Here is a 19,898-nt window from a genome sequence, read left to right on the forward strand (position 1 = left end):
AGAACCGTAACAAGGCCTTCAAACAACCGGCGCATGAAGCGGTCGGCGCGCCTTCCCCTCTGGGGAGCAGCTGCGCCGGTTCGAACCGTTTCAACCCCCTGCCGGATCTTTGCCATGACCAAGCGTTTTCTCGCGGCTGCCGCTTTCATTCTTCTTTCCAGCACCGTCATCGCCAGCGCCACAGATATCCGCGCGACTGAGATCGGCGCCACCTTCGAGACCGCCTGCCCCTTCGGCGATTGCGCCGCCGGCATTTCGCTCTCCTATCTCGGTGAATTCGTGATCCCCACAGGTCACATGGAAAACGGCGTCGAATTCGGCGGCATTTCCGGCCTCGATTTCGATGCCGTCACCGGCCACTATCTCGCCATCAGCGACGACCGCTCCGAACGGGCGCCGGCCCGCTTTTATGAACTCGACGTCGATGTCGGCGCGTCCGGTCTCAAGGGTGTATCGGTCGTCAGCCAAGTGACGTTGAAGGACAAGAACGGCGAGCCCTTCGCCGCCAGGACCGTCGACCCAGAGTCGATCCGTCTCGGCAAGGACGGCATCTATTGGGGCAGCGAAGGCGACGGCAAGGCGCTGCTGCCACCCTTCGTCCGCGTGACAGCACTGGACGGCTCATTCGTGCGCGAATTCAAGCTGCCGCAGGGCTTTGCTCCCACAGCCGACAAGTCGACCGGCATCCGCGACAATCTCGCCTTCGAGGATCTCGCCGTCGCGCCCTCCGGCTATGTCTTCGTCGGTGTCGAAGCCGCGCTCTATCAGGATGGCCCCAACCCCTCGCTGACGTCGGGCAGCCTGTCGCGTATTATCCGCTACGACGGCGCGAGCGGCGAGCCGAAGGCCGAGTATGTCTACCCGGTCTCACCGATCCCGCAGGCCGCCACCAAGGCCGATGGCGGCAATGACAATGGTATGTCTGAAATGCTTGCGCTCGACGACCATCGCCTGCTCGCCGTCGAGCGCAGTTATGCCCAGGGCTACGGCAACACCATCAAGATCATGATGATGGATCTGGCCGACGCTACGGATGTTTCCGCCATCGCTTCGCTCGCCAAAAACGACCAGCGCGTCGTCCCGGCCCGCAAGAGCCAGGTCCTAGATTTGAGAGCGATCGGGCTCGTCCCCGACAATATCGAGGCCATGTCGCTGGGAAAGGCCAAAGACGGCACCGACGTTCTCATTCTCGGCTCCGACAACAATTTCTCGACCGGCCAGAAGACGCAATTCTACGCCTTCAAGGTTGTCAGGCGTCTGCAGCAGTAAGACGCTCGGTCTGGCGGCCGATTGGCGACGCTTTGTATACGCTTTCACGGTGCGGACCTTGAAACCGCCGGGTTGATGGCCCATAACCAGAGTACAAGAAAAAGAAGAGGCGCGCGTGGGTGTGTTCGACCGTCAGAAAAGCAATCATGAACCGCGATGGCTCGGGTCGTCGGCACCGACACGCACGCCGCTGATTCCCTCCATTTCGGCTGCGCGCTGGCTGCTTGTTCTGATCGTCGCGGCCGGTGTCTACTTCTTCTACGGCTTCCTCGTACCGGTGCTGGCGTCGCTGGTCATCGGGTTCGCCAGCTGGCCGCTCTACCGCAAGCTTCTTGCCCGCGTCGGCGGCAATACGACGATCGCCGCGACCATAGCCATCATCATGATCATCACTTTCCTGGTCATCCCGATCGGCCTTGCCGTCACCTATACGACGGGTGAAGTGCGCACCTGGGTTGCCTGGGCAATCCACGCCAACCGCGCCGGCGCCCCGACACCGGCCTGGATCGTCGCGCTGCCGTGGGCAGGCACCTATCTCGATGAAGTCTGGACCAAATATATCGGCAGCCCCGGCGCCCTGGGCGAGGTTATCCAGGCGGTCAGCGGAGCCAATATCGGCAATATCTACCGTGCCGTGCTTGCGGCCGGCGGTGGCGCCTTCCATCTCCTGCTGACGCTGCTCTTCATGCTGATCGCGCTGTTCTTTGTCTATCGCGACGGTTTTTCATTTTCCAAGCAGATCGACATGCTCGGCGAACGCATCCTGCCTAACCGCTGGGAGCGCATTTCCCGTGTCGTGCCGGCGACAATCAGCTCGACAGTCATGGGTATGACGCTGATTGCGATCGGCGAAGGCATCGTGCTCGGCCTGGCCTACTGGATAGCCGGCGTACCGTCGCCGGTGACACTCGGCGTGCTGACTGGCGTGATGGCGCTGATCCCGGGCGGTGCGCCGCTCTCCTTCACGCTGGTCTCAATCTATCTGCTGGCAAGCGGCTCGCATGTGGCCGGCATCGGTCTCTTTGTCTGGGGAACCGTCGAGCTCTTCATTGTGGACAAGACGCTGCGGCCGAAGCTCGTCGGCGGCCCGATCAAGCTGCCCTTCCTGCCGACCTTTTTCGGCCTCGTCGGCGGCGTCAAGACGATGGGTTTCCTCGGCCTCTTCATCGGCCCGGTGCTGATGGCGTTGATCGTCGCCATCTGGCGCGAATGGATCCACGAGGCCCGCAACGCCGACAAGAGCGAGACGGGACCGCAGGTTCTCATCGACGAACAGGCCACGCCGGCAATCCCCGAATCGCCGAAGACGATCCCCCGTATTGCCGAAGGCTGAACCGCCTTAGCAGACCGTCATCCCAGCCGCTTTTCCATGAACAGGCTGAGCGGGTCCGGCAGATAGCTGCCGAAAGGCTCGATGTCCCGGTATCCGTATTTGCGGTAGAGAGCGATCGCCTCGGGCTGGTAGATGCCGGTTTCGAGCCGGATCGCCGATAGCCGCTTTTCCCTAGCGATCGCTTCGAGCGCGTTCATCAGGCCGCTGGCGACCCGCAGCCCCCTCGCCTCTGGATCGACGAACATGCGCTTGATCTCGGCCGTGCCGTCGCCGGCCTCGACCAGCGCGCAGCAGCCGACGATCGCATCGCCGTTGCGCGCGACCAGGAATCTCACCGACGGCTTCTCCAGCAAGGAGAGGTCGACCAGATGGTTGCTCTCTGGGGGATAGAGCGATTGCGCATAGGCATCGGACAGATCGAGAAGGCGGATGACGCCGTCCTGACGCGGTGGCTCCAGGGCGATGGTGACGGACATGCTGCCTCTTTCTGTTGGCGCAGGGCAAGATTTTTCCGGAGATGACCAAGAGTTAATGCTCCTGCCTTCATTCGGTTGGAATTGCGCCCTCTAAGACGATGGCATGCTCAATAGCCACGGAGGCAAAATATGCAAGCGGTGCTGATCGCGATGACCATTCTCGGTTGCGACGATTCCATCAGCCAGTGCAGCTATGTCGCGACGGTCGACAAACGCTGGGAGACGGTTGCCGCCTGCGATGCCGAAGCCGAACGCCGGTTGAAAACCTATGCCAATGTCAGCTATCCCTCGGTGATCGCAGTCTGCGAAGCGCCCAAAGCAGTCGCTGCCGCCGAACCGCCGAAACCGGCGCCCGTAACGCCGGCCGCACCCGAAGCGGCCGAACAGCACCCGCAGGGACTGCGTGGTTTTGCCGACGACATTGCCGGACAGGTCCGCGACCATCTGCCCTCCGGCAGAAGCGTCAAGGACACGCTCGCCAAACCGGTGCATTTCGTCTCCGCCAGCTATTCTTGGGTCGTCACGCGGCTGGCCGATTAATGCATGTCGCCCGGAAGTGTGCAGCGGTTCTGGGACAGCGACATGCATAAAAACAAAGGGCTAAAGCGCGTCGCATGAATCAAATTTGATGCGACGCGCTTAGGCGGCCGCAAGCGCCGCATAGACGCGGGCCGATTGCCGCTGTTCGATGACATGCAGCTTTTCCACCATGTCGAGCAGCTCGCCGACCGCGCCGTGCGCGTCGTGATGGCGGAATTTTTCGAGAAGACGGCCGCAGACATTGCCGAGCACGCTGCCCGGCGCTTTTCTTGCTGCGTCACGCCACAGCATTGTGGCTTCGACGAAGATCACGCTGATGTCCCTGGACAGGCCGGCGGACTCGTAGAGCGCGCGCACCGCATGCATGCGCCCGGTTGCCAGGATCGAGCGCACCCGGCGCTCGCCGCAACCCGTCAGCTCGACGACCGCTCCCGCAAAGAAATCCACCTTGCCGGCGCAGAGCGCGTGCATCAGGAAGGACGGCGTCAGCCGGCCGTTGAGGCGCAGATGCTCGACGAGATCGGGTATCTCGCGCGGCGCGATGTCGCCGGCGATCGACACGATGGCAGCCTCCGTCGCCTCGCGGCTGATGCGTTGGAGCCGCTGCAGGCCGATCGCCGCCTGTGCGAGCGGTAGCCCAACCAGCGCATTGCTGACATGCTGGGTAAGCAACTGCCGGGCATCGGCGGGAAGATCGCTGCGGTCGAGAAGCAGATTGCGAATGTCGCAGCAGTCGCCAAGCCGTTCGGCGATGCGTTTCAGCGATTGGCTGGAGATCGCCGCACCGTCGTTCTCGAGCAGGCAGAGCAGCTCCTCCTCGTCGCCGACCTCCGCAAGCGCTGCGCAAACCGGGCGCGTCACATGCGCCCTCACCGCGATCAGCATGCGGGTGGCGCCATTGCCGCGCGCGGCGAGATCGACGAGATCGGCATCGCTCAACAGCGGCGAACAGGTCACCGCATGGCAGGCAACCTCAGGCTGGTCTTCGGCAAGCGAAAGAATCAGGCTGCGTGGCGCATCGGGCGACCAGGCGATCGCCTCGGCAAGTGCCAACCGCACGCGCGGCGACGGATCGTCGAGCAGAAAGGTCATCGCCATTTCGGCTGCCGCCCGCTCCTCCACCGTCATCTTGGACTGAAGATAGGCTCGCCCGAGCGCGTTTGCTGCCCGGGCCCGGTCACCGGTCTTGGCCGTTTCGATCCAACGAAGGAAAGCTTCTATGATCACACGACGCCCCAGCACTTGAACGCGATTCCCTCGCGTTTCATTCAATGCTGCGACCGTAGCGACAAAAGGTTTAAGATTGGTTCACCATATTTCTTAAGTCTTTGTAGGCCTTGCGGCTGGATCTAAACCTTCGGCAGATGCGGCCGGAACATTTCGAAGACCTCGCTGGCTTCGCTGTAGTCCATATAACCCAAACGCGCGACGGGGCGGGCGAGCGACATGTCGAGGCGGCCATCCCTGACGATCGCCTCGTCGATGCGGATGCCGACCACTTCACCGAAGATGAAGACGTTTTCGGACGGTTCGCCCGACAGCGTCTTCGGTTCGATGATCTCGGTCACCTTGCATTCGAGCACTGCGAAAGCCTCGCCGACATACGGCGCGTCGATGAGTTCGGCCGGCTTCGGCGTCAGGCAGGCGAAATCGAATTCGCTGTCGCCGTAGGGCAGCGCCGCCGAGGAAAGGTTCATCTTCTCGGTGAGATTTCGGCTGACGAAATTGCAGGTGAAGACACCGGTCTCGGCCGCATTGCGCTGGCTGTCCTTGCGCCCGCTGGAGGAAAACATCACCAGCTTCGGCCGGTCGGAAACCGCATTGAAGAAGGAATAGGGCGCGAGATTGATCGAGCCGTCCCTGCCCTTGCTGCCGATCCAGCCGATCGGCCGCGGCGACACGATCGCCTTGAAGGGATCATGCGCCAGCCCATGCCGGTTGCTGTCGGTGGTGTAAAACATCAGTCCTCTCCGCCGACCCAGGTCACCGTATCGGCAAGTTCCGGCCGCGGCCGCTCGATCGCCGGAAATGTCGTCGAGCCGATATGGATGAAACCCGCCACCTTTTCATCCGGGCCGACGCCGAGCAGCGGATAGGCGCGCTCGTCATAGGCAAACCACTCGGTCAGCCAGTTGGCAACGTAACCGCTGGCATTGGCGGCGAGGATGAGGTTGAAGCAGAGCGCGCCGGCCGACATCAGTTGTTCCCATTCCGGGATCTTGATATGCGGCCCAGCCTTGCTGACGACGGCAACGACCACTGGCGCGCGGGTGAAACGGGCGCGCTCGACCTGGATCATCTCTTCGGAAAGCTCGGGCTTCATTGCGAGTGCCAGCTTTAGAAGCTCCTCGCCGAGACGCACACGCTGGTCCCCGCGATAGACGATGAAACGCCATGGCGCGATCTTGCCGTGATCGGGAACACGCGAGGCAAGACGCAGGATTTCTTCGATCTCGGCCTTCTCCGGACCTGGTTCGCACATCTGGAAAGCGGGGATGGAGCGGCGCACGGCGAGGTAGTCGATCAGCTTGATATCGGATTTCATGCGGGAGAAACTTCCATTTTTATGCTGCTGCAAAGGGTGGGTCTTGAATTTGCCATCGCGTTGGTCTTGAAGTGGCCTTTGCGATTTCAGAAGTCAATCGGTTCACGAAACAGATGTTTGGCATTTCGCCTCTTGCACGCATCGGCCTTGCCATTGCCCTGATGATACTGACGCCGCTCGGCGCCGGCGCTCAGGATGCCTTCAAGGAATTCAAGCAGCTTGAATCGACGCCGAAGATGCCGAAGCTCGATGCCTTCATCGCGCCCGGCACGGCGCCCGAAGGGGTCAAGCTGCGCAACGTTGCGATGGAAGCCAAGCTGACGGCGGACGGCACGCCGGTCGAGGAAGGCCTCTCCTGGTACGTCTTCAGCCCGATCGCCGGAACTGACGGCAAGCTGCCGCTGATCGCCAGCGCCAAGGGCGGACCCGCCGCCTTCCAGCTCGCTCCCGGCGATTATTTCGTCAACGTTTCCTTCGGCCGTGCCGGCGTTACCAAGAAACTGACCGTGCCCGCTGATGGCGAGGTAGACAAGCAGGTGATGGTGCTCGATGCCGGCGGCCTGCTGCTCAATGCCGTCTCCGGCACCGATGCCCGCATCCGCCCCGATCAGTTGAGCTTCTCGATCTATTCCTCGGAAGTGCGCGACGACGGCGAGCGCGGCCTCGTCATGGCCGATGTCTCGCCGAACACCGTCGTCCGCCTGAATGCCGGCACCTATCACATCGTCTCCGAATATGGCAGCGTCAACGCCGTCATCCGCGCCGACATCCAGGTCGAAGCCGGCAAGCTGACCGAGGCGACGATCCAGCATCGTGCCGCGCAGGTCACCTTCAAGCTGGTCTCGGATGCCGGCGGTGAGGCGATCGCCGATACGGCATGGTCGATCCTGACGGCGGCCGGCGACAGCGTCGGCGAAAGCGTCAGCGCCTTCCCGACCATGGTGCTCGCCGAAGGCGGATATTCCGCCGTCGCCCGCAACAAGGACAAGATCTACCAGCGCGATTTCACCATCGTCGCCGGCAGGAACACCGATGTCGAGGTTCTGATGAAGGACCAGCAGCCACAGCCGCCGGTGAACGATGCGGCCCGCACGGTGCAGCAAGTGCCTGTGGGAACGCCGCCGCCACCAGGTGTCCAGCCGGCGCCGGTGGCACCACTCCCTTCCTACGAACAGCTCGCACCGCAAGGCGGCGACGACACAAGCCTCGATTGATTGTGTCGCGAGCGGTTTTCGGCTCAGCCGAGATGTTTGGGTCCGGCCCGTTTAGGCGGCGCCACTGGCAAGACTGGCTCGTGACCGCGCCCGACCGTGCCGATCAAAGGCGTTCCAGACGCGCGTTCCATCATTGGCATGGAGAATTCTTTGAAGCGCATTGCAGCGTGGTTATTGGCTGCATGATCGTGGCGGCAACATCGCAGCCCTTGATCAGCTTCCGACAGCGCCGAAGTCCGGCGCTGTCGGATAGACGCGTTTTTTAGGCCGCCTTGGCTTTCTTTGCTTCGGCCTTGCGACGGATGTCGGGCGGCGTCGCTTCCAAGGCAAGGCTCTCGACGGCGACATCGAGCTCCATCGAAACCTGGTCCTGGCTGCCGAGGCGGCGGATGTTGACCGTGCGCTCCTCGGCTTCCTTCCGGCCGCAGACGATGATGACAGGCACCTTGGTGACCGAGTGTTCGCGGACCTTGTAGTTGATCTTCTCATTGCGGAAATCGGTCTCGACGTTGAGACCGGCCTCGCGCAGCGCCTCGGCCACTTCAAGCCCGTAGGTGTCGGCTTCCGAAGTGATCGTCGCGACCACCACCTGGAGCGGCGATACCCAAAGCGGCATGTGGCCGGCGAAGTTCTCGATCAGGATGCCGAGGAAGCGCTCCATCGAGCCGCAGATGGCGCGATGGATCATCACCGGCTGCGTCTTTTCGGAGTTGCTGTCGATGTAGAAGGCACCGAAGCGTTCCGGCAGGTTGAAGTCGACCTGCGTCGTGCCGCATTGCCATTCGCGGCCGATCGCATCCTTCAGCGTATATTCGAACTTCGGCCCGTAGAAGGCGCCCTCGCCCGGCAAGATGCCGGTCTTGATGTTGTTCGACTGCTGCTGGATCGTCTCCAACACATTCATCATCACGCTTTCGGCGCGGTCCCAGAGATCGTCGGAACCGACGCGCTTGTCCGGCCGGGTCGAGAGCTTGATGGTGACCTCGTCGAAGCCGAAATCCTTGTAGACCGAGAGGATCAGATCGTTGATCTTCAGGCATTCGGCAGCCATCTGCTCATCGGTGCAGAAGATGTGCGCATCGTCCTGCGTGAAGCCACGCACGCGCATCAGCCCGTGCAGCGCCCCCGACGGCTCGTAGCGATGGACATTGCCGAATTCGGCAAGCCGGATCGGCAGCTCGCGGTAGGATTTCAGCCCATGTTTGAAGATCTGGATATGGCCGGGGCAGTTCATCGGCTTCAGCGCGAAAACCCGGTCGTCGTCGGTGTCGTCACCGGCAACCGTCACCTTGAACATGTTGTCGCGGTACCAGCCCCAGTGACCGGAGGTCTCCCACAGCGACTTGTCGAGCACCTGCGGCGCGTTGACTTCCTGATAGTCACCGGCTAGCCGGCGGCGCATATAGGCGACCAGCGTCTGGAAGACGCGCCAACCCTTGCCGTGCCAGAAGACGACGCCCGGGCCCTCTTCCTGGAAATGGAAGAGATCCATCTCGCGGCCGAGGCGGCGGTGATCGCGCTTCTCGGCTTCGGCAAGCATATGCAGATAATTGTCGAGTTCCGACTGCTCGGCGAAGGCCGTGCCGTAGATGCGGCTCAGCATCGGGTTGTTGCTGTCGCCGCGCCAGTAGGCGCCGGCGACCTTCAAGAGCTTGAAGGCGCTGCCGATCTGGCCGGTCGAGGCCATATGCGGGCCGCGGCAGAGATCGAACCAGTCGCCCTGGTAATAGATCTTCAGATCCTGCCCTGCCGGGATGGCGTCGACGAGTTCGACCTTGTACTGCTCACCCTTGTCGGCGAAGACCTGTTTGGCCTTCTCGCGCGACCAGACCTGCTTGGTGAAGGGGGCGTTGCGGGCGATGATCTCCTTCATCTTCTTTTCGATCTTCGGCAGATCGTCGAGCGTGAAGGGCTCGTTCTTGGCAAAGTCGTAGTAGAATCCGTTTTCGATGACCGGGCCGATCGTCACCTGAGTGCCGGGCCAGAGCTCCTGCACCGCTTCGGCCATGACGTGCGCCGCGTCGTGGCGGATAAGTTCCAGGGCGCGGTCGTCGTTGCGGGTGATGATCTCGATCCGGCCCGTCGTCACGGGATCGGAAAGGTCGCGCACGGTGCCGTCGATCGCAATGGCGACCGCCTTCTTGGCAAGCGACTTGGAAATGGATTCGGCGACATCCCGGCCGGTTGCGCCAGCATCGTAGCTGCGCACGGAACCATCGGGAAATGTCAGGGAAATAGCTTGGGACATCGAAATTCTCCTTGTCCAGTCCCGCCAACGAATGCGGGTGGTTGCAACGGCAGCGCCTCCGTCTTTGGATGCGCTCCCGCCTGATAATCAGATTTCTCTCGTGAGTAAAGAAGAAGCCGGCCTACATGATCATCTCGGCAAGGCCGCACACGGTGTTCCAGTTACGCATCGTCCCGACGCCTATCCGCTTGTTCGTCAGGGCCGAAAGCAGCTTGGATTGGCTGGGTTTGCCGGCAAAATCGATCCAAAGATCGCCGCCGACGACGGCGATGCGCTGTCCCTCCGTCATCAGCGGTTTCAGCGCCTCCACCTTCTTCGGATCGACCGGCAGTCGCATCACCCGGACGATGACCTGGTCGGCGTTGCCATCCTTGAAGGGATTGGTGCTGCAAAGCGCCATCCAGCTGCAGTCGTTGCGCACGACGATATCGACGTGTTTGCCGAACTTTTCTTCAAAGCCCTCTTCCAAGGTCACCTCGAGTTCGTGCGGCCGCATATCGTCGGCTTCGAAAACCAGATTGCCAGTGGAAACCAGCGTGCGCGGTTCGCGATAACCGAGCTCTTCGGCCAGTGCGCGCAAATCCTGCATGATAACGCGGCGATCGGGCGTCAGGACAATGCTGTGCAGAAGGGCGATGAAGGTACTCATGGCGCCCACCCTTTCTTGCGTCCGAGGGAGAGATACCGCCACGGCGTCCACCAGCGGAACTGATCACCGAGCACTTCAGGCACCTGGTCGAGGCCGCTGGTGCCACCCGGGCCGCAGCGGCCGACCCGAAACAACGTCATCCAGCCGCCAGCCCACAGGCCGTGGCGGGCGATCGACTCATAGCCGTATTCGGAGCAGGTGGGGATATGGCGGCAGGAATTGCCGACAAAGCTGGAAAGCGTCAGCTGGTAGAGGCGGATAAAACCCATCCCGAGCAGGCGGTCGGGAGTCTTGCGGAACGGACCGGTATAATTGCGGGATGTGTGTGCGGCCTTTTCACGCGGTTTTTCAGGTCCGGCGGCACCGCCGTCATCCTCATCGCTTGCCTGCAGGGCGCAGAACTCGCACATCTCCGTTACGCCTCGACAAACTCAGCCCGTTTCGCCTCGATCTGCCCGATCGCATCGACGACCGCATCGAAGGTCAGCATCGTCGAGGCATGGCGGGCCTTGTAGTCCCGCACCGGCAGCAGATAGCGCATGTCTTCGAACCGTCCCTCGGGCCCCGCTCCATCCGCCTTCAACATGGCAAGCATGTCCTGGCGTGCCTGGCGCAATTCGCCCGATGTGGCGCCGACGACATGGCGGGCCATGATCGAGGACGAGGCCTGGCCGAGCGCGCAGGCCTTCACGTCATGGGCAAAACCGGTCACGGTATCGCCGTCCATCTTCAGCCAGATTCGCACCTTCGAGCCGCAAAGTTTCGAATAGGCCTGGGCGCTCGCATCGGCCTCCGCCAACGTGCCGGTCAACGGAATATTGCCGGCGAATTCGAGGATCTTGCTGTTGTAGATGTCGTCCATGTCGGATTTCCGCTCCAAAATCACTGCGGATCGGCCTCAATAAGGGCTGTTATTGTTATTGAAACAAAAAACACACCGTGTCATCTGAGGATACTTACATACGATGGCCGTCTTCCTATATGTATGTCGTTCGAAGGCCATGAAAATGCAATGGCCTCGTGTAAGTTTGATTGGGAAACCGTGCCGGACGGGCGTTGAATGCGCCTTGAAAGCCCCGGAGCCTGCCAAAGGTGCATGAATTCCCGCATGGGATTGACCAGTGGCGATTCCGACAGATGGGTCCGCGGTGCGGACCAGGAGACCATTGTTCATGGACGCCATCGTAAAAAACTTTCCGCAGACCAACCGCGACTCCGATCGCCCCTCTCAGCAGGAGGCGGAGGAAGCCGTTCGTGTGCTGCTGCGCTGGGCCGGTGACAACCCGACCCGCGAAGGCCTGCTCGAAACGCCGGCCCGTGTCGTCAAATCGTACCGCGAGCTTTTTTCCGGCTACGACATGGCGCCGGAAGACGTGCTCGGCCGCACCTTCGAAGAGGTCGCCGGGTACGACGACATGGTCCTCGTCAAGGACATTCCGTTCTTCTCGCATTGCGAACACCACATGGTGCCGATCATCGGCAAGGCCCACGTCGCCTACATGCCGGACGGGCGTGTGCTCGGCCTGTCGAAGATCGCCCGCGTGGTCGAGATTTATGGCCGCCGCCTGCAGACGCAGGAAACGATGACCGCGCAGATCGCCCGGGCCATCGACGATACGCTTAATCCGCGCGGTGTCGCGGTATTGATCGAGGCCGAACATATGTGCATGGCGATGCGCGGCGTTCAGAAGCAGGGCTCGACCACGTTGACGACGACGTTTACGGGTACGTTCAAGACCGAGCCGGCCGATCAGGCCCGTTTCATGACCATGGTGCGGAGCCGCTGATACCGGCTCCCTCAGGAGGGCCGCGATGAGTCAAATGATCTTCAATCAACCATCCGAGGACAAGTCGGCGTTGGAAGACGCCGGCGATTTCACGCCGCGTTTCGATGACCGCGGCCTGATCACCGCGATCGTCACCGACGCTGGCGACGGCGAGTTGCTGATGGTGGCGCACATGAACGCCCAGGCGCTGGCGCTGACCATCCAGACCGGCACGGCTCATTATTTCAGCCGTTCGCGGGGCAAGATCTGGAAGAAGGGTGAAACCTCGGGCAATCTCCAGACGGTGAAGGAAATTCGCACCGATTGCGATCAGGACGCCATCTGGCTGAAAGTCGAGGTCGCCGGCCACGACGCCACCTGTCACACCGGCCGCCGCTCCTGCTTCTATCGGACGATTACGCTTCAAGACGGAAAGCCAATGCTGGATATCGTCGACGACGAGCGTCATTTCGATCCGCAGGACGTTTACGGGAAATAAGCCGAACGCGCCGGCATTTGCTCCTTATTGCGCCAGAAACCGCTTCTATATACCATTTGGAAACTGATCGGGCACACTATCGGGACCCAAAGTGTTCTGCTGGGAGGGAGAGCGCCATGCTGAGCTGGAATTTGCATCGTCAAAGCTCTGAAGGCGAAGGTTCCGGTACCGCCATATCCACCACGATCGAGGTGATCCCGCCTCCAGCACCCATCAAGAAAATCAAGATCGCGCTGGCGCTCGGCGGTGGTGCTGCCCGCGGCTGGGCCCATATCGGCGTGCTGCGCGCCCTCGACGAGGCAAAAATCGAGATCGGCATGATTGCCGGCACCTCGATCGGCGCGCTGGTCGGCGGCTGCTATCTCGCCGGCAAACTCGATGAACTCGAAAGTTTCGCCCGCTCGCTGACGATGCGCCGGATCGCAAGCCTCCTCGATCTCACCATCGGCGGCAGCGGCCTGTTCGGTGGCATGCGGCTGACCAAGCGTATGCAGGAACATCTGGAAGGCTTGAACGTCGAGGATCTCGACCGGCCGTTCGTCGCCGTCGCCGCCGAGGTCAATACTGGTCACGAGGTCTGGATCGCCAATGGTTTGCTGATTACCGCGTTGCGCGCCTCCTATGCCCTGCCCGGCATTTTCGAGCCCGTGCGCAGCAATCACCGCACGCTGGTCGACGGCGCGCTGGTCAACCCCGTCCCCGTCTCCGTCTGCCGCGCCTACGAGCAGCCGCTGGTCGTCGCAGTCAATCTCAATTACGATCTCTATGGCCGCTCGGCCGTCGTCCGGCACAACGCCAGCCTTTCGCCGCAGGAAGTGCAGAAGCAGGAAGAGGCGCCCTATGCCCGTCTCGGCATGACCGGCGTCATGGTGCAGGCATTCAACATCATCCAGGATAGGATCGCCCGCGCCCGCCTTGCCGGCGACCCGCCGGATATTTCGCTGCAGCCGCGTCTGAGCTACATCGGCCTTTCGGAATTCCACCGGGCCGGCGAGGCGATCGAACGCGGCTACGAGGAAGCCAGGGCAAGACTCCCCGAAATCAAACGCATGCAGGAAGTTTACGCCACCTCCCCCTGATGGATATCGTCCGAAAGCCCGTAGCGCTTGAGGCCGGCAAGACCTCAGCCGGCGATATAGGCCTTGATCTCCTCGGCCTCGCGCTCAACTTCGGCGATGCGAGATTTTACCACGTCACCAATCGAGATGATGCCGGCAAGCTTGCCGTTGCTTTCCACCGGCACATGCCGGAAGCGGCGGCTGGTCATCAGCTCCATCAGCTCGTTGACGGTCGTCTCCTCATGGCAGCGGTAGACCTTCGCAGTCATGACCTGGGCAAGCGACTGGTCGAGCCCGTCCTTGCCGTGTTTGGCGATCGCATGCACGAGGTCACGCTCGGTGAACATGCCGGAAATCCGGTTTTCCATGCCGACGACGACGATAGCGCCGATCTTCTTCTTGCTGAGGATGGCGGCCGCCTCGGCGACGGTGGTGTTCGGCCCGGCGGTGACGACGTCCCTGCCTTTCAGGTCGAGGATTGCTTTGACTGAACTGGTCATTCGAACCTCCTATGTCCGTGAAACACTTGTCACAGGCATCCGCGGCGGTTTCTCCCCCCATCGCGGATAATAGGTCGATGGTGCACCGCCCGGCTCAGGATTGCAACAGATCCTTCTCTGTTCCCGCAGCTTCCATCCCCGGTGGGCGCGGCGCCCGGTCGAACAGCGAAAACAACAGGAAGCCGAAGACGAAGCCGCCGATATGCGCGTCCCAGGCAATCGCCTGATCACTATCGCCGACGAGCGGGATGCCGACGGCGATCAGGGCGTTGCCGACCAGCCAGAGCAGCATGAAAATGACGACCGTGCGGCTCTGCAGCGCCTCGACGATGGAAAGCCGGGCATTGAGATGCGCAGGCAGCATCGGCCGACGTTCGGCCGGAAAGGCGAATCGGCAGGCGGCGCCCATCAACCCGGAAATGACGCCCGACGCGCCGATCAGCAGCGTCACATCTCCCCAGTTCAGGACCGCATGCAAGGCCGCCGATGCGACGGCCGAAAAAAGCCAGAAAAGCACAAAACGCAGCGTTCCGATGCGGCGCACGACCGGCGCGCCGAAGGCCATCAGCCAGAAGGCGTTGAAGACGATATGCTGGACGCTGCCGTGCAGCAGTGAATAGGTGACCGGCGTCCAGAACAGCTCCAGCCCTTGCTGCGACAGTGGAATCACATAGCGGGCGGGAACGAAGCCGAAGGTGAAGAATAGCCAACTCAGCGCATCGTCTGAAAGCACGAGCTCCTGCACCGCATAGATGACAACAAGCAGACAAAGGCTGAAGAACAGCGCCGGCGGAAGGTTGAAGACCGGCACGCGCGGCGGCTTTGCCAGCGGCTGGACCTCGGGAGGTTCGGGCGCCTTATGCGGCTCGGCCGTCTGCTCATTCATTTCAATATCGCCTCGTTGAGGCCACAGCCATACAGGACCACCTGTCAAAAAAAAAGCCGTCCGAAGTGCCGGACGGCATACCGGGAGTTCAAGGAAAGACCTCGGCCCGGGCAGGTTGTGCTGAACTTCGAAAGTCGAAGCGATGACCGGACAGTGTCACGACGGGCACAGCATCTCAACCGAAACCGTTTCTTAACCTTAACCGCCGCGGTTTGGCATGAAATCCGCAAGGTAGAGCCTGTCGGGGCAATGATTGCCCGAAAATGATCCGGAATGGGACAGGTTGGTGTAAAATGCGTGTGCAAACGACCATCGAGATTTTTGACTACTGGAACCGTATCCGCGGCGCTGCCGATGCGCCGCTGAAACAGCAGGTCGAACCCTCCGCCGTACCCCATCTGCTCCAAAGCCTGTTTATTCTCGAGACGCGCGAGGGAGGTGACATCGGCTTCCGGCTCGCCGGCACCCGCATCTGCGATCTGTTTGGGCGGGATCTGCGTGGTGAACGTTTCGCCTCGCTCTGGGCAAACGGCCAGCACGCCGACATCGAACGCACGGCAATGGGTGTGATGGACCATACCATGCCAGCCCTGTTCAATGCGACGGGCTACAGCACCGTCGGTCATCAGGCCTCCTTCGAGATCATCATGATGCCACTGCGCTCGCCGGGCGGCGCCTGCGATCGGCTACTCGGCGGGATCGCACCCACGGCGGCTGCGAGCTGGCTGGAGATCGTGCCGCTGGAATTCCTGGCGCTCGACCGCAGCCGACTGCTGCCCGGAAAATTCGGCACGGCCACACCAGCTGAACAACGCCCCATCAACGAAATCGTTGCCGGCAAAAGCCTCGGCTTCGGGCAGGTCATGCGCCGCATGGTGTCGCAGCTGCTGAGTGCGGAGGCGCACTGACCGTTTCGTTTCAGGACATAGCGGATACTCGTTTTCCGCTATGTCCGAATGAGGCCAAACAACCTTCTGTTAAGGGATTGCGGGTAAAGATCAGTCTCTGCGATTTTGATGAAGAAGCCATTTGATGCACTCGTTCCAGCCAGCTCAGACGCAAAGACCTGCGCCGCGCCCTGAACAGGGCGTTTTTCAGCGCGTGCCCATCAATATGCAGGGCCGGCTGATGCTTGCGAATTACGAGGAGTTCGAATGCATAGTGATCGACATGTCGCCTGGCGATATGTACGTCACCTGCCTCGGTCGGCCACGCACCAACGAACGTGTCGTCGCCTATATTGACCATCTCGGCCGCGTCGAAGGTTATGTCCAGACGCTCGATGGCCGCGGCTTCACCATGTCGATCAATGCCACCGAGCGGAAGCGCGAGAAGCTCGCCGCCCAGCTCACCTGGCTTGCCAACAAGCACGAACTCGGCCTGCCGGAAGACCGTCGCCATGACCGCCTGACGCCACGCGACACGAATACCGAGCTGACGCTCGAAGACGGCACACGTTATACCTGCCGCATCATGGACCTTTCGCTGTCGGGCGCTGCCGTCGACGTCGAGATGCGCCCGTCGATTGGAACGGCTGTGCGGCTCGGCAACATGCGCGGTCGCGTCGTCCGCCATTTCGTCGAAGGTGTGGCGATCGAATTCCTGTCGATCCAGTCCCGCGACACGCTGCGCGAATTCCTCTAACAGACCGCGACGTTGCCGCCGCTCTTCGTGGTGGGTGCAATGTCCTGACGGACTCCGCTGAAGATGATGGCAGGTCCGGGCCGCACCCGGTCAGGTCGTGTTGAAACGCCTGGGCTTCACCGCAACAGATCTGCAAGCGGAGACCAATCTGGCTTTGGAAAGCAAGCAGAACATCCTGTCGCAAGTGGTTCCAACCTATCTTCTAGTAAAGGTTATGAGTGGAACAACCTGCGACAGGCAGAACGATGGCAGCTCTCTATCCGAAAATCGAACCCAATGATTATGGCCTGCTCGACACGGGCGACGGCAATCTGATCTATTGGGAGACCTGCGGCAGTCCCGCGGGCCGGCCGGCGCTGGTGCTGCATGGCGGGCCGGGCTCCGGCTGTTCGACGGCGGCGCGGCGCCATTTCGATCCCGATGCCTACCGAATCATTTTGTTCGATCAGCGCAATTGCGGCCGCAGCCTGCCGAGCGCTGCCGATCCCGAAACCGATCTCTCCCTCAACACCACCTGGCATAGTGTTGCCGATATCGAACGGCTGCGGGTCTTCTTCGGCATCGACACCTGGCTCGTTTTCGGCAATTCCTGGGGAGCGACGCTGGCTCTCGCCTATGCCGAAACCCATCCGCAGCGCGTCTCGGCGGTCGTCCTCGCAGGTGTGACCACCACAAGGCGCTCGGAAATCGACTGGCTCTATCGCGGCATGGCGCCGCTTTTCCCGGAAGAATGGCACCGTTTTCGCCAGGCGGCTTGCTCAGGCAGCCAGGGGCAAGATCAGGACATGGTTGCCGCCTATCATCATCTGCTCAACCATCCCAACTCCGAGACGCGCGTGAAAGCGGCGCGCGACTGGCATGACTGGGAAGCGGCTTCCATCCTGCTCGCCGATCCTGAAGGCCTGCCGCGCCGCTGGGCCGATCCGGCCTATATGCTGACGCGTGCCCGCATCATCACCCACTATTTTACCAATGGCGCCTGGCTGGAGGACGGCCAGCTTTTGAACAACGTTGAACGGCTGACAGGCATTCCAGCGATCCTGCTGCAGGGACGGTTCGATATCGAGGCCCCGCTGGTGACCGCCTGGGAACTGGCCCGCGCCTGGCCGCAAAGCGAGCTGCAGATTCTTCCGCATGCTGCCCATTCCACCGCAAATCCCGCGATGAGCGCCGCGATCGTCGCCGCCACCGATCGATTTCGCCATCTCCATCAAAAATAATTTTTCCGCCGGAATCTGAAATCCGAGCGACAGTCTGCTTTCGAGCGGGTCGAATCGGCCGATTCCGCCGGCATTGCCGACCGGCTGCGCGCCGCAGGACCGCAATCTGCCTTTACCCGGCTCAACGAAAATCCTTAACGCCAGGACGGCAATGCAAGCTTTTCGCGGGTGAAAAGCCTTGTTGCAGGAATTATAATTTTAATCGATTTCGAGACAAATGCGCGTCGAATTTTAGGCGCATTCGAGATTGTTTTTAGTCAAGTTTTCTTGGCATTTGAATCAACTAAGCATTTAATTCTATTACGCAATTTTCCGTGAGATAAAAACGTCCGTGTCATTGTCGCCTCAACTTACGGGGAGACGGCAATGACAACTGCAAACATCCTGAAAGGCGGTCTTCTGGCCGGTGCCCTCATGATGGCAATGGCGGGTTCGGGACAGGCGATGCCCGCCAGCATGGCCCTGGCGGGCAATGCCAGCCCGCCGATCGGGCACTATGAATTCTGCAAGGCGAATCCGACGGAATGTGCCTTTGCCGGCGGCGATGCCGGGCCGACCATCCTCACCGAGGATCGCTGGAAAGAAATTCTCAAGGTCAATTACACCGTCAATTCGACGATCCAGCCGGAGACGGATGAACAGATTTACGGCGTCGAAGAACGCTGGGCCTATCCGACAACTGTCGGCGACTGTGAGGATTATGCCCTGCTGAAGCGCAAGATGCTGATCGAAGACGGCTTCTCGCCATCCGACACGCTGATCACCGTCGTGCTGCAGCCGAACGGCGAAGGCCATGCCGTGCTGACGGTCCGCACCGATCACGGCGACTTCATCCTCGACAACATGCGCAACAAGGTGCTGCTGTGGTCGGATACCGAATACACCTACCTGAAGCGCCAGTCCGCCGACGATCCGGCCCGCTGGTCGAAGCTCCAGGACGGCCGCACTGTCGCGGTTGGTAGCGTCAAGTAAGAATAGTCTGCGCCCGGTCAGTCCCCGCATCCCGTCCCGACCGGCGCCCAAGAGCCGTTCCCGCTGTCCCGGGAACGGCTCGCTCTTTTTTGGGACAGGCATTCGTCCCCAGGCGACCCACACCCCTGAAATCTTAGCGAATTATTAACCGTGCCAGTCCGATCATGCCGATCAGACTCATCATCGGCACCGGCGGCTCATGTTCCTCCTGCGGCGGACCGAAACACGAAGAACCGCCATGAGCCATGCCGCGCGCAGCGCACCCGACGAGCAGCCGCTTTTTTCCATGGGCTTTCTGCTCCGCACGATGGCGGTGATTGCCGTCCTGGCGGTCCTGACGGTTGCCATCAGCATCGGCGGCCGTTGGTTCGGCCGGCATATCTCGCTTGCCGGCAACACCGACAGTACGGTCGAGATCACGCTGGCCATCGGCCGCGATACCGTGAAATTCCCCGAGAATGCCATCCGCTTCCCGAGTCAAAGGCATGACGGTGCGGCCGAGCGTGTCGATCTCTATCTCGCCTGGCCTGATATGCAGGGCTACGGCAAGGAAAACCACCTTCGATTCGACGATGTCGCCCAATCCTCCGGCCTGATCTTCCTGCAGATTACCCAGAGCACAATGTCGCGCGACATGTCCGGGCGGCTGGAGCCGATCTATTCGCATCTGCTCGAAGGACCGGCCGCACCCTTCCGCGACGGCCTGACGCTGCACCGTCTTCGCGCCGACGCCGGTTACGGCGACGAGGTGCTGCTGACGGCGCCCGTCAAGGGCGGGCCGGATTACGTCGTGCGCTGCCTGTTGCCTTCCGTCCCCGACAAGGCTTCGAGCGGGGATTGTCAGCGCGATATCAAGGTTGGCAGGGATCTCAGCGTTCTCTACCGCTTCTCAAGCAGCCATCTCGACGACTGGGACCATATTGATGCCGCTATCCGCACCTTTGTGGACGCGCGTCTTGTGAACCGTTCTGCGACAAGTCCCTAAAATGCTCCCCGGACAGCGAAATAAACGATTCATCATAAACGGATTGGTAACGCCCAATCGGTAGATTTTGAAGACGGGCTGTACGGTGGGAGGT

The 19,898-nt window shown here is 61.3% G+C and carries 22 protein-coding genes; 12 read left to right on the plus strand and 10 right to left on the minus strand.

The features are described 5' to 3' along the window. Window positions 1–114: 114 nt before the first annotated feature. Entirely contained in the window at window positions 115–1,269 is a 1,155-nt protein-coding gene (locus HJB84_RS11935) for an esterase-like activity of phytase family protein (protein ID WP_221116013.1), read from the plus strand. Between the two features lie 115 nt (window positions 1,270–1,384). Continuing rightward, window positions 1,385–2,602 (plus strand): AI-2E family transporter, encoded by a 1,218-nt coding sequence (locus tag HJB84_RS11940; RefSeq protein WP_221116014.1) that lies wholly within the window; start codon window positions 1,385–1,387, stop codon window positions 2,600–2,602. Window positions 2,603–2,619: 17 nt separating this feature from the next. Here the strand turns inward: HJB84_RS11940 and HJB84_RS11945 are convergent, their stop codons facing one another. Beyond that, window positions 2,620–3,078, minus strand: a complete 459-nt coding sequence (locus HJB84_RS11945; protein WP_207580545.1) for a GNAT family N-acetyltransferase — start codon at window positions 3,076–3,078, stop codon at window positions 2,620–2,622. 129 nt (window positions 3,079–3,207) lie between these two features. Here HJB84_RS11945 and HJB84_RS11950 point away from each other — a divergent pair, with 129 nt between their 5' ends. Further along, window positions 3,208–3,618 (plus strand): hypothetical protein, encoded by a 411-nt coding sequence (locus HJB84_RS11950; protein WP_207580546.1) that lies wholly within the window; start codon window positions 3,208–3,210, stop codon window positions 3,616–3,618. 99 nt (window positions 3,619–3,717) lie between these two features. Here HJB84_RS11950 and HJB84_RS11955 read toward each other — a convergent pair whose 3' ends face one another. The 3 genes from HJB84_RS11955 to HJB84_RS11965 form a co-directional block, all read right to left on the minus strand. Further along, entirely contained in the window at window positions 3,718–4,860 is a 1,143-nt protein-coding gene (locus HJB84_RS11955; protein ID WP_207580547.1) for a DUF2336 domain-containing protein, read from the minus strand. Between the two features lie 107 nt (window positions 4,861–4,967). Then, window positions 4,968–5,579, minus strand: a complete 612-nt coding sequence (locus HJB84_RS11960; RefSeq protein ID WP_207580548.1) for a flavin reductase family protein — start codon at window positions 5,577–5,579, stop codon at window positions 4,968–4,970. Next, on the minus strand, window positions 5,579–6,163 hold the full coding sequence (locus tag HJB84_RS11965) for a nitroreductase (RefSeq protein WP_207580549.1): 585 nt from the start codon (window positions 6,161–6,163) through the stop codon (window positions 5,579–5,581). Before HJB84_RS11965 ends, HJB84_RS11960 begins: the two co-directional genes overlap by 1 nt. Before the next feature lie 113 nt (window positions 6,164–6,276). Here HJB84_RS11965 and HJB84_RS11970 point away from each other — a divergent pair, with 113 nt between their 5' ends. After that, the gene (locus HJB84_RS11970) at window positions 6,277–7,377 is read left to right on the plus strand and encodes a hypothetical protein (RefSeq protein ID WP_207580550.1); all 1,101 of its coding nucleotides are present in this window, start codon (window positions 6,277–6,279) and stop codon (window positions 7,375–7,377) included. 262 nt (window positions 7,378–7,639) lie between these two features. Here HJB84_RS11970 and thrS read toward each other — a convergent pair whose 3' ends face one another. The 4 genes from thrS to HJB84_RS11990 form a co-directional block, all read right to left on the minus strand. Further along, entirely contained in the window at window positions 7,640–9,625 is a 1,986-nt protein-coding gene (thrS, locus tag HJB84_RS11975; RefSeq protein WP_207580551.1) for a threonine--tRNA ligase, read from the minus strand. 121 nt (window positions 9,626–9,746) lie between these two features. Beyond that, the gene (locus HJB84_RS11980; protein ID WP_207580552.1) at window positions 9,747–10,274 is read right to left on the minus strand and encodes a DUF1697 domain-containing protein; all 528 of its coding nucleotides are present in this window, start codon (window positions 10,272–10,274) and stop codon (window positions 9,747–9,749) included. Continuing rightward, window positions 10,271–10,684 (minus strand): membrane protein insertion efficiency factor YidD, encoded by a 414-nt coding sequence (yidD, locus tag HJB84_RS11985; protein ID WP_221116015.1) that lies wholly within the window; start codon window positions 10,682–10,684, stop codon window positions 10,271–10,273. The genes HJB84_RS11980 and yidD overlap by 4 nt, the downstream gene beginning before the upstream one ends. Window positions 10,685–10,689: 5 nt before the next feature. Beyond that, window positions 10,690–11,136 (minus strand): iron-sulfur cluster assembly scaffold protein, encoded by a 447-nt coding sequence (locus HJB84_RS11990; protein ID WP_207580554.1) that lies wholly within the window; start codon window positions 11,134–11,136, stop codon window positions 10,690–10,692. Between the two features lie 310 nt (window positions 11,137–11,446). Here HJB84_RS11990 and folE point away from each other — a divergent pair, with 310 nt between their 5' ends. The 3 genes from folE (at window position 11,447) to HJB84_RS12005 (ending at window position 13,618) form a co-directional block, all read left to right on the plus strand. Beyond that, window positions 11,447–12,061, plus strand: a complete 615-nt coding sequence (gene folE / locus HJB84_RS11995; protein ID WP_164014590.1) for a GTP cyclohydrolase I FolE — start codon at window positions 11,447–11,449, stop codon at window positions 12,059–12,061. A 25-nt stretch (window positions 12,062–12,086) separates the two neighbouring features. Beyond that, on the plus strand, window positions 12,087–12,539 hold the full coding sequence (hisI, locus tag HJB84_RS12000; RefSeq protein ID WP_207580555.1) for a phosphoribosyl-AMP cyclohydrolase: 453 nt from the start codon (window positions 12,087–12,089) through the stop codon (window positions 12,537–12,539). Between the two features lie 116 nt (window positions 12,540–12,655). Next, a complete protein-coding gene (locus tag HJB84_RS12005) occupies window positions 12,656–13,618 on the plus strand; it encodes a patatin-like phospholipase family protein (protein ID WP_207580556.1) in 963 nt (320 codons plus the stop codon). A 44-nt stretch (window positions 13,619–13,662) separates the two neighbouring features. On the opposite strand, the gene HJB84_RS12010 is transcribed toward HJB84_RS12005, so the two are convergent. Together HJB84_RS12010 and HJB84_RS12015 are read right to left on the minus strand one after the other, a co-directional pair. Continuing rightward, window positions 13,663–14,097 carry a CBS domain-containing protein gene (locus tag HJB84_RS12010; protein ID WP_164014594.1) on the minus strand — a complete coding sequence of 145 codons (435 nt, stop codon included), beginning with the start codon at window positions 14,095–14,097 and terminating at the stop codon, window positions 13,663–13,665. A gap of 94 nt (window positions 14,098–14,191) precedes the next feature. Beyond that, complete coding sequence (locus HJB84_RS12015) at window positions 14,192–14,983, minus strand: rhomboid family intramembrane serine protease (RefSeq protein ID WP_207580557.1); 792 nt, start codon at window positions 14,981–14,983, stop codon at window positions 14,192–14,194. 263 nt (window positions 14,984–15,246) lie between these two features. Between HJB84_RS12015 and HJB84_RS12020 the strand changes: the two genes are divergently transcribed. The 5 genes from HJB84_RS12020 to HJB84_RS12040 all read left to right on the plus strand — a co-directional run bounded on the left by HJB84_RS12020 (window position 15,247) and on the right by HJB84_RS12040 (window position 19,804). Next, complete coding sequence (locus HJB84_RS12020) at window positions 15,247–15,891, plus strand: PAS domain-containing protein (RefSeq protein WP_221116016.1); 645 nt, start codon at window positions 15,247–15,249, stop codon at window positions 15,889–15,891. 124 nt (window positions 15,892–16,015) lie between these two features. Continuing rightward, complete coding sequence (locus HJB84_RS12025; protein ID WP_207580559.1) at window positions 16,016–16,627, plus strand: PilZ domain-containing protein; 612 nt, start codon at window positions 16,016–16,018, stop codon at window positions 16,625–16,627. 245 nt (window positions 16,628–16,872) lie between these two features. Further along, the gene (pip, locus tag HJB84_RS12030) at window positions 16,873–17,847 is read left to right on the plus strand and encodes a prolyl aminopeptidase (protein WP_221116017.1); all 975 of its coding nucleotides are present in this window, start codon (window positions 16,873–16,875) and stop codon (window positions 17,845–17,847) included. 366 nt (window positions 17,848–18,213) lie between these two features. Further along, entirely contained in the window at window positions 18,214–18,819 is a 606-nt protein-coding gene (locus tag HJB84_RS12035; RefSeq protein WP_207580560.1) for a transglutaminase-like cysteine peptidase, read from the plus strand. Window positions 18,820–19,018: 199 nt separating this feature from the next. After that, a complete protein-coding gene (locus HJB84_RS12040) occupies window positions 19,019–19,804 on the plus strand; it encodes a hypothetical protein (protein ID WP_207580561.1) in 786 nt (261 codons plus the stop codon). Window positions 19,805–19,898 lie beyond the last annotated feature (94 nt).

The organism is Rhizobium sp. NZLR1b (assembly GCF_019685155.1).
Taxonomy (GTDB): Bacteria; Pseudomonadota; Alphaproteobacteria; order Rhizobiales; family Rhizobiaceae; genus Rhizobium.

Coding starts and splice junctions, on each gene's coding strand:
- HJB84_RS11950 (WP_207580546.1), top strand. CDS start 3,208: ATGCAAGCGGTGCTGATCGCGATGACCATTCTCGGTTGCGACGATTCC.
- HJB84_RS11935 (WP_221116013.1), top strand. CDS start 115: ATGACCAAGCGTTTTCTCGCGGCTGCCGCTTTCATTCTTCTTTCCAGC.
- HJB84_RS11960 (WP_207580548.1), bottom strand. CDS start 5,579: ATGTTTTACACCACCGACAGCAACCGGCATGGGCTGGCGCATGATCCC.
- folE (WP_164014590.1), top strand. CDS start 11,447: ATGGACGCCATCGTAAAAAACTTTCCGCAGACCAACCGCGACTCCGAT.
- HJB84_RS12040 (WP_207580561.1), top strand. CDS start 19,019: ATGTTCCTCCTGCGGCGGACCGAAACACGAAGAACCGCCATGAGCCAT.
- yidD (WP_221116015.1), bottom strand. CDS start 10,684: ATGTGCGAGTTCTGCGCCCTGCAGGCAAGCGATGAGGATGACGGCGGT.
- hisI (WP_207580555.1), top strand. CDS start 12,087: ATGAGTCAAATGATCTTCAATCAACCATCCGAGGACAAGTCGGCGTTG.
- HJB84_RS12020 (WP_221116016.1), top strand. CDS start 15,247: ATGATCCGGAATGGGACAGGTTGGTGTAAAATGCGTGTGCAAACGACC.
- HJB84_RS11970 (WP_207580550.1), top strand. CDS start 6,277: ATGTTTGGCATTTCGCCTCTTGCACGCATCGGCCTTGCCATTGCCCTG.
- HJB84_RS12005 (WP_207580556.1), top strand. CDS start 12,656: ATGCTGAGCTGGAATTTGCATCGTCAAAGCTCTGAAGGCGAAGGTTCC.
- HJB84_RS12025 (WP_207580559.1), top strand. CDS start 16,016: ATGCACTCGTTCCAGCCAGCTCAGACGCAAAGACCTGCGCCGCGCCCT.
- HJB84_RS11945 (WP_207580545.1), bottom strand. CDS start 3,078: ATGTCCGTCACCATCGCCCTGGAGCCACCGCGTCAGGACGGCGTCATC.
- HJB84_RS12035 (WP_207580560.1), top strand. CDS start 18,214: ATGACAACTGCAAACATCCTGAAAGGCGGTCTTCTGGCCGGTGCCCTC.
- HJB84_RS11980 (WP_207580552.1), bottom strand. CDS start 10,274: ATGAGTACCTTCATCGCCCTTCTGCACAGCATTGTCCTGACGCCCGAT.
- HJB84_RS11965 (WP_207580549.1), bottom strand. CDS start 6,163: ATGAAATCCGATATCAAGCTGATCGACTACCTCGCCGTGCGCCGCTCC.
- HJB84_RS11990 (WP_207580554.1), bottom strand. CDS start 11,136: ATGGACGACATCTACAACAGCAAGATCCTCGAATTCGCCGGCAATATT.
- HJB84_RS12015 (WP_207580557.1), bottom strand. CDS start 14,983: ATGAATGAGCAGACGGCCGAGCCGCATAAGGCGCCCGAACCTCCCGAG.
- pip (WP_221116017.1), top strand. CDS start 16,873: ATGGCAGCTCTCTATCCGAAAATCGAACCCAATGATTATGGCCTGCTC.
- thrS (WP_207580551.1), bottom strand. CDS start 9,625: ATGTCCCAAGCTATTTCCCTGACATTTCCCGATGGTTCCGTGCGCAGC.
- HJB84_RS12010 (WP_164014594.1), bottom strand. CDS start 14,097: ATGACCAGTTCAGTCAAAGCAATCCTCGACCTGAAAGGCAGGGACGTC.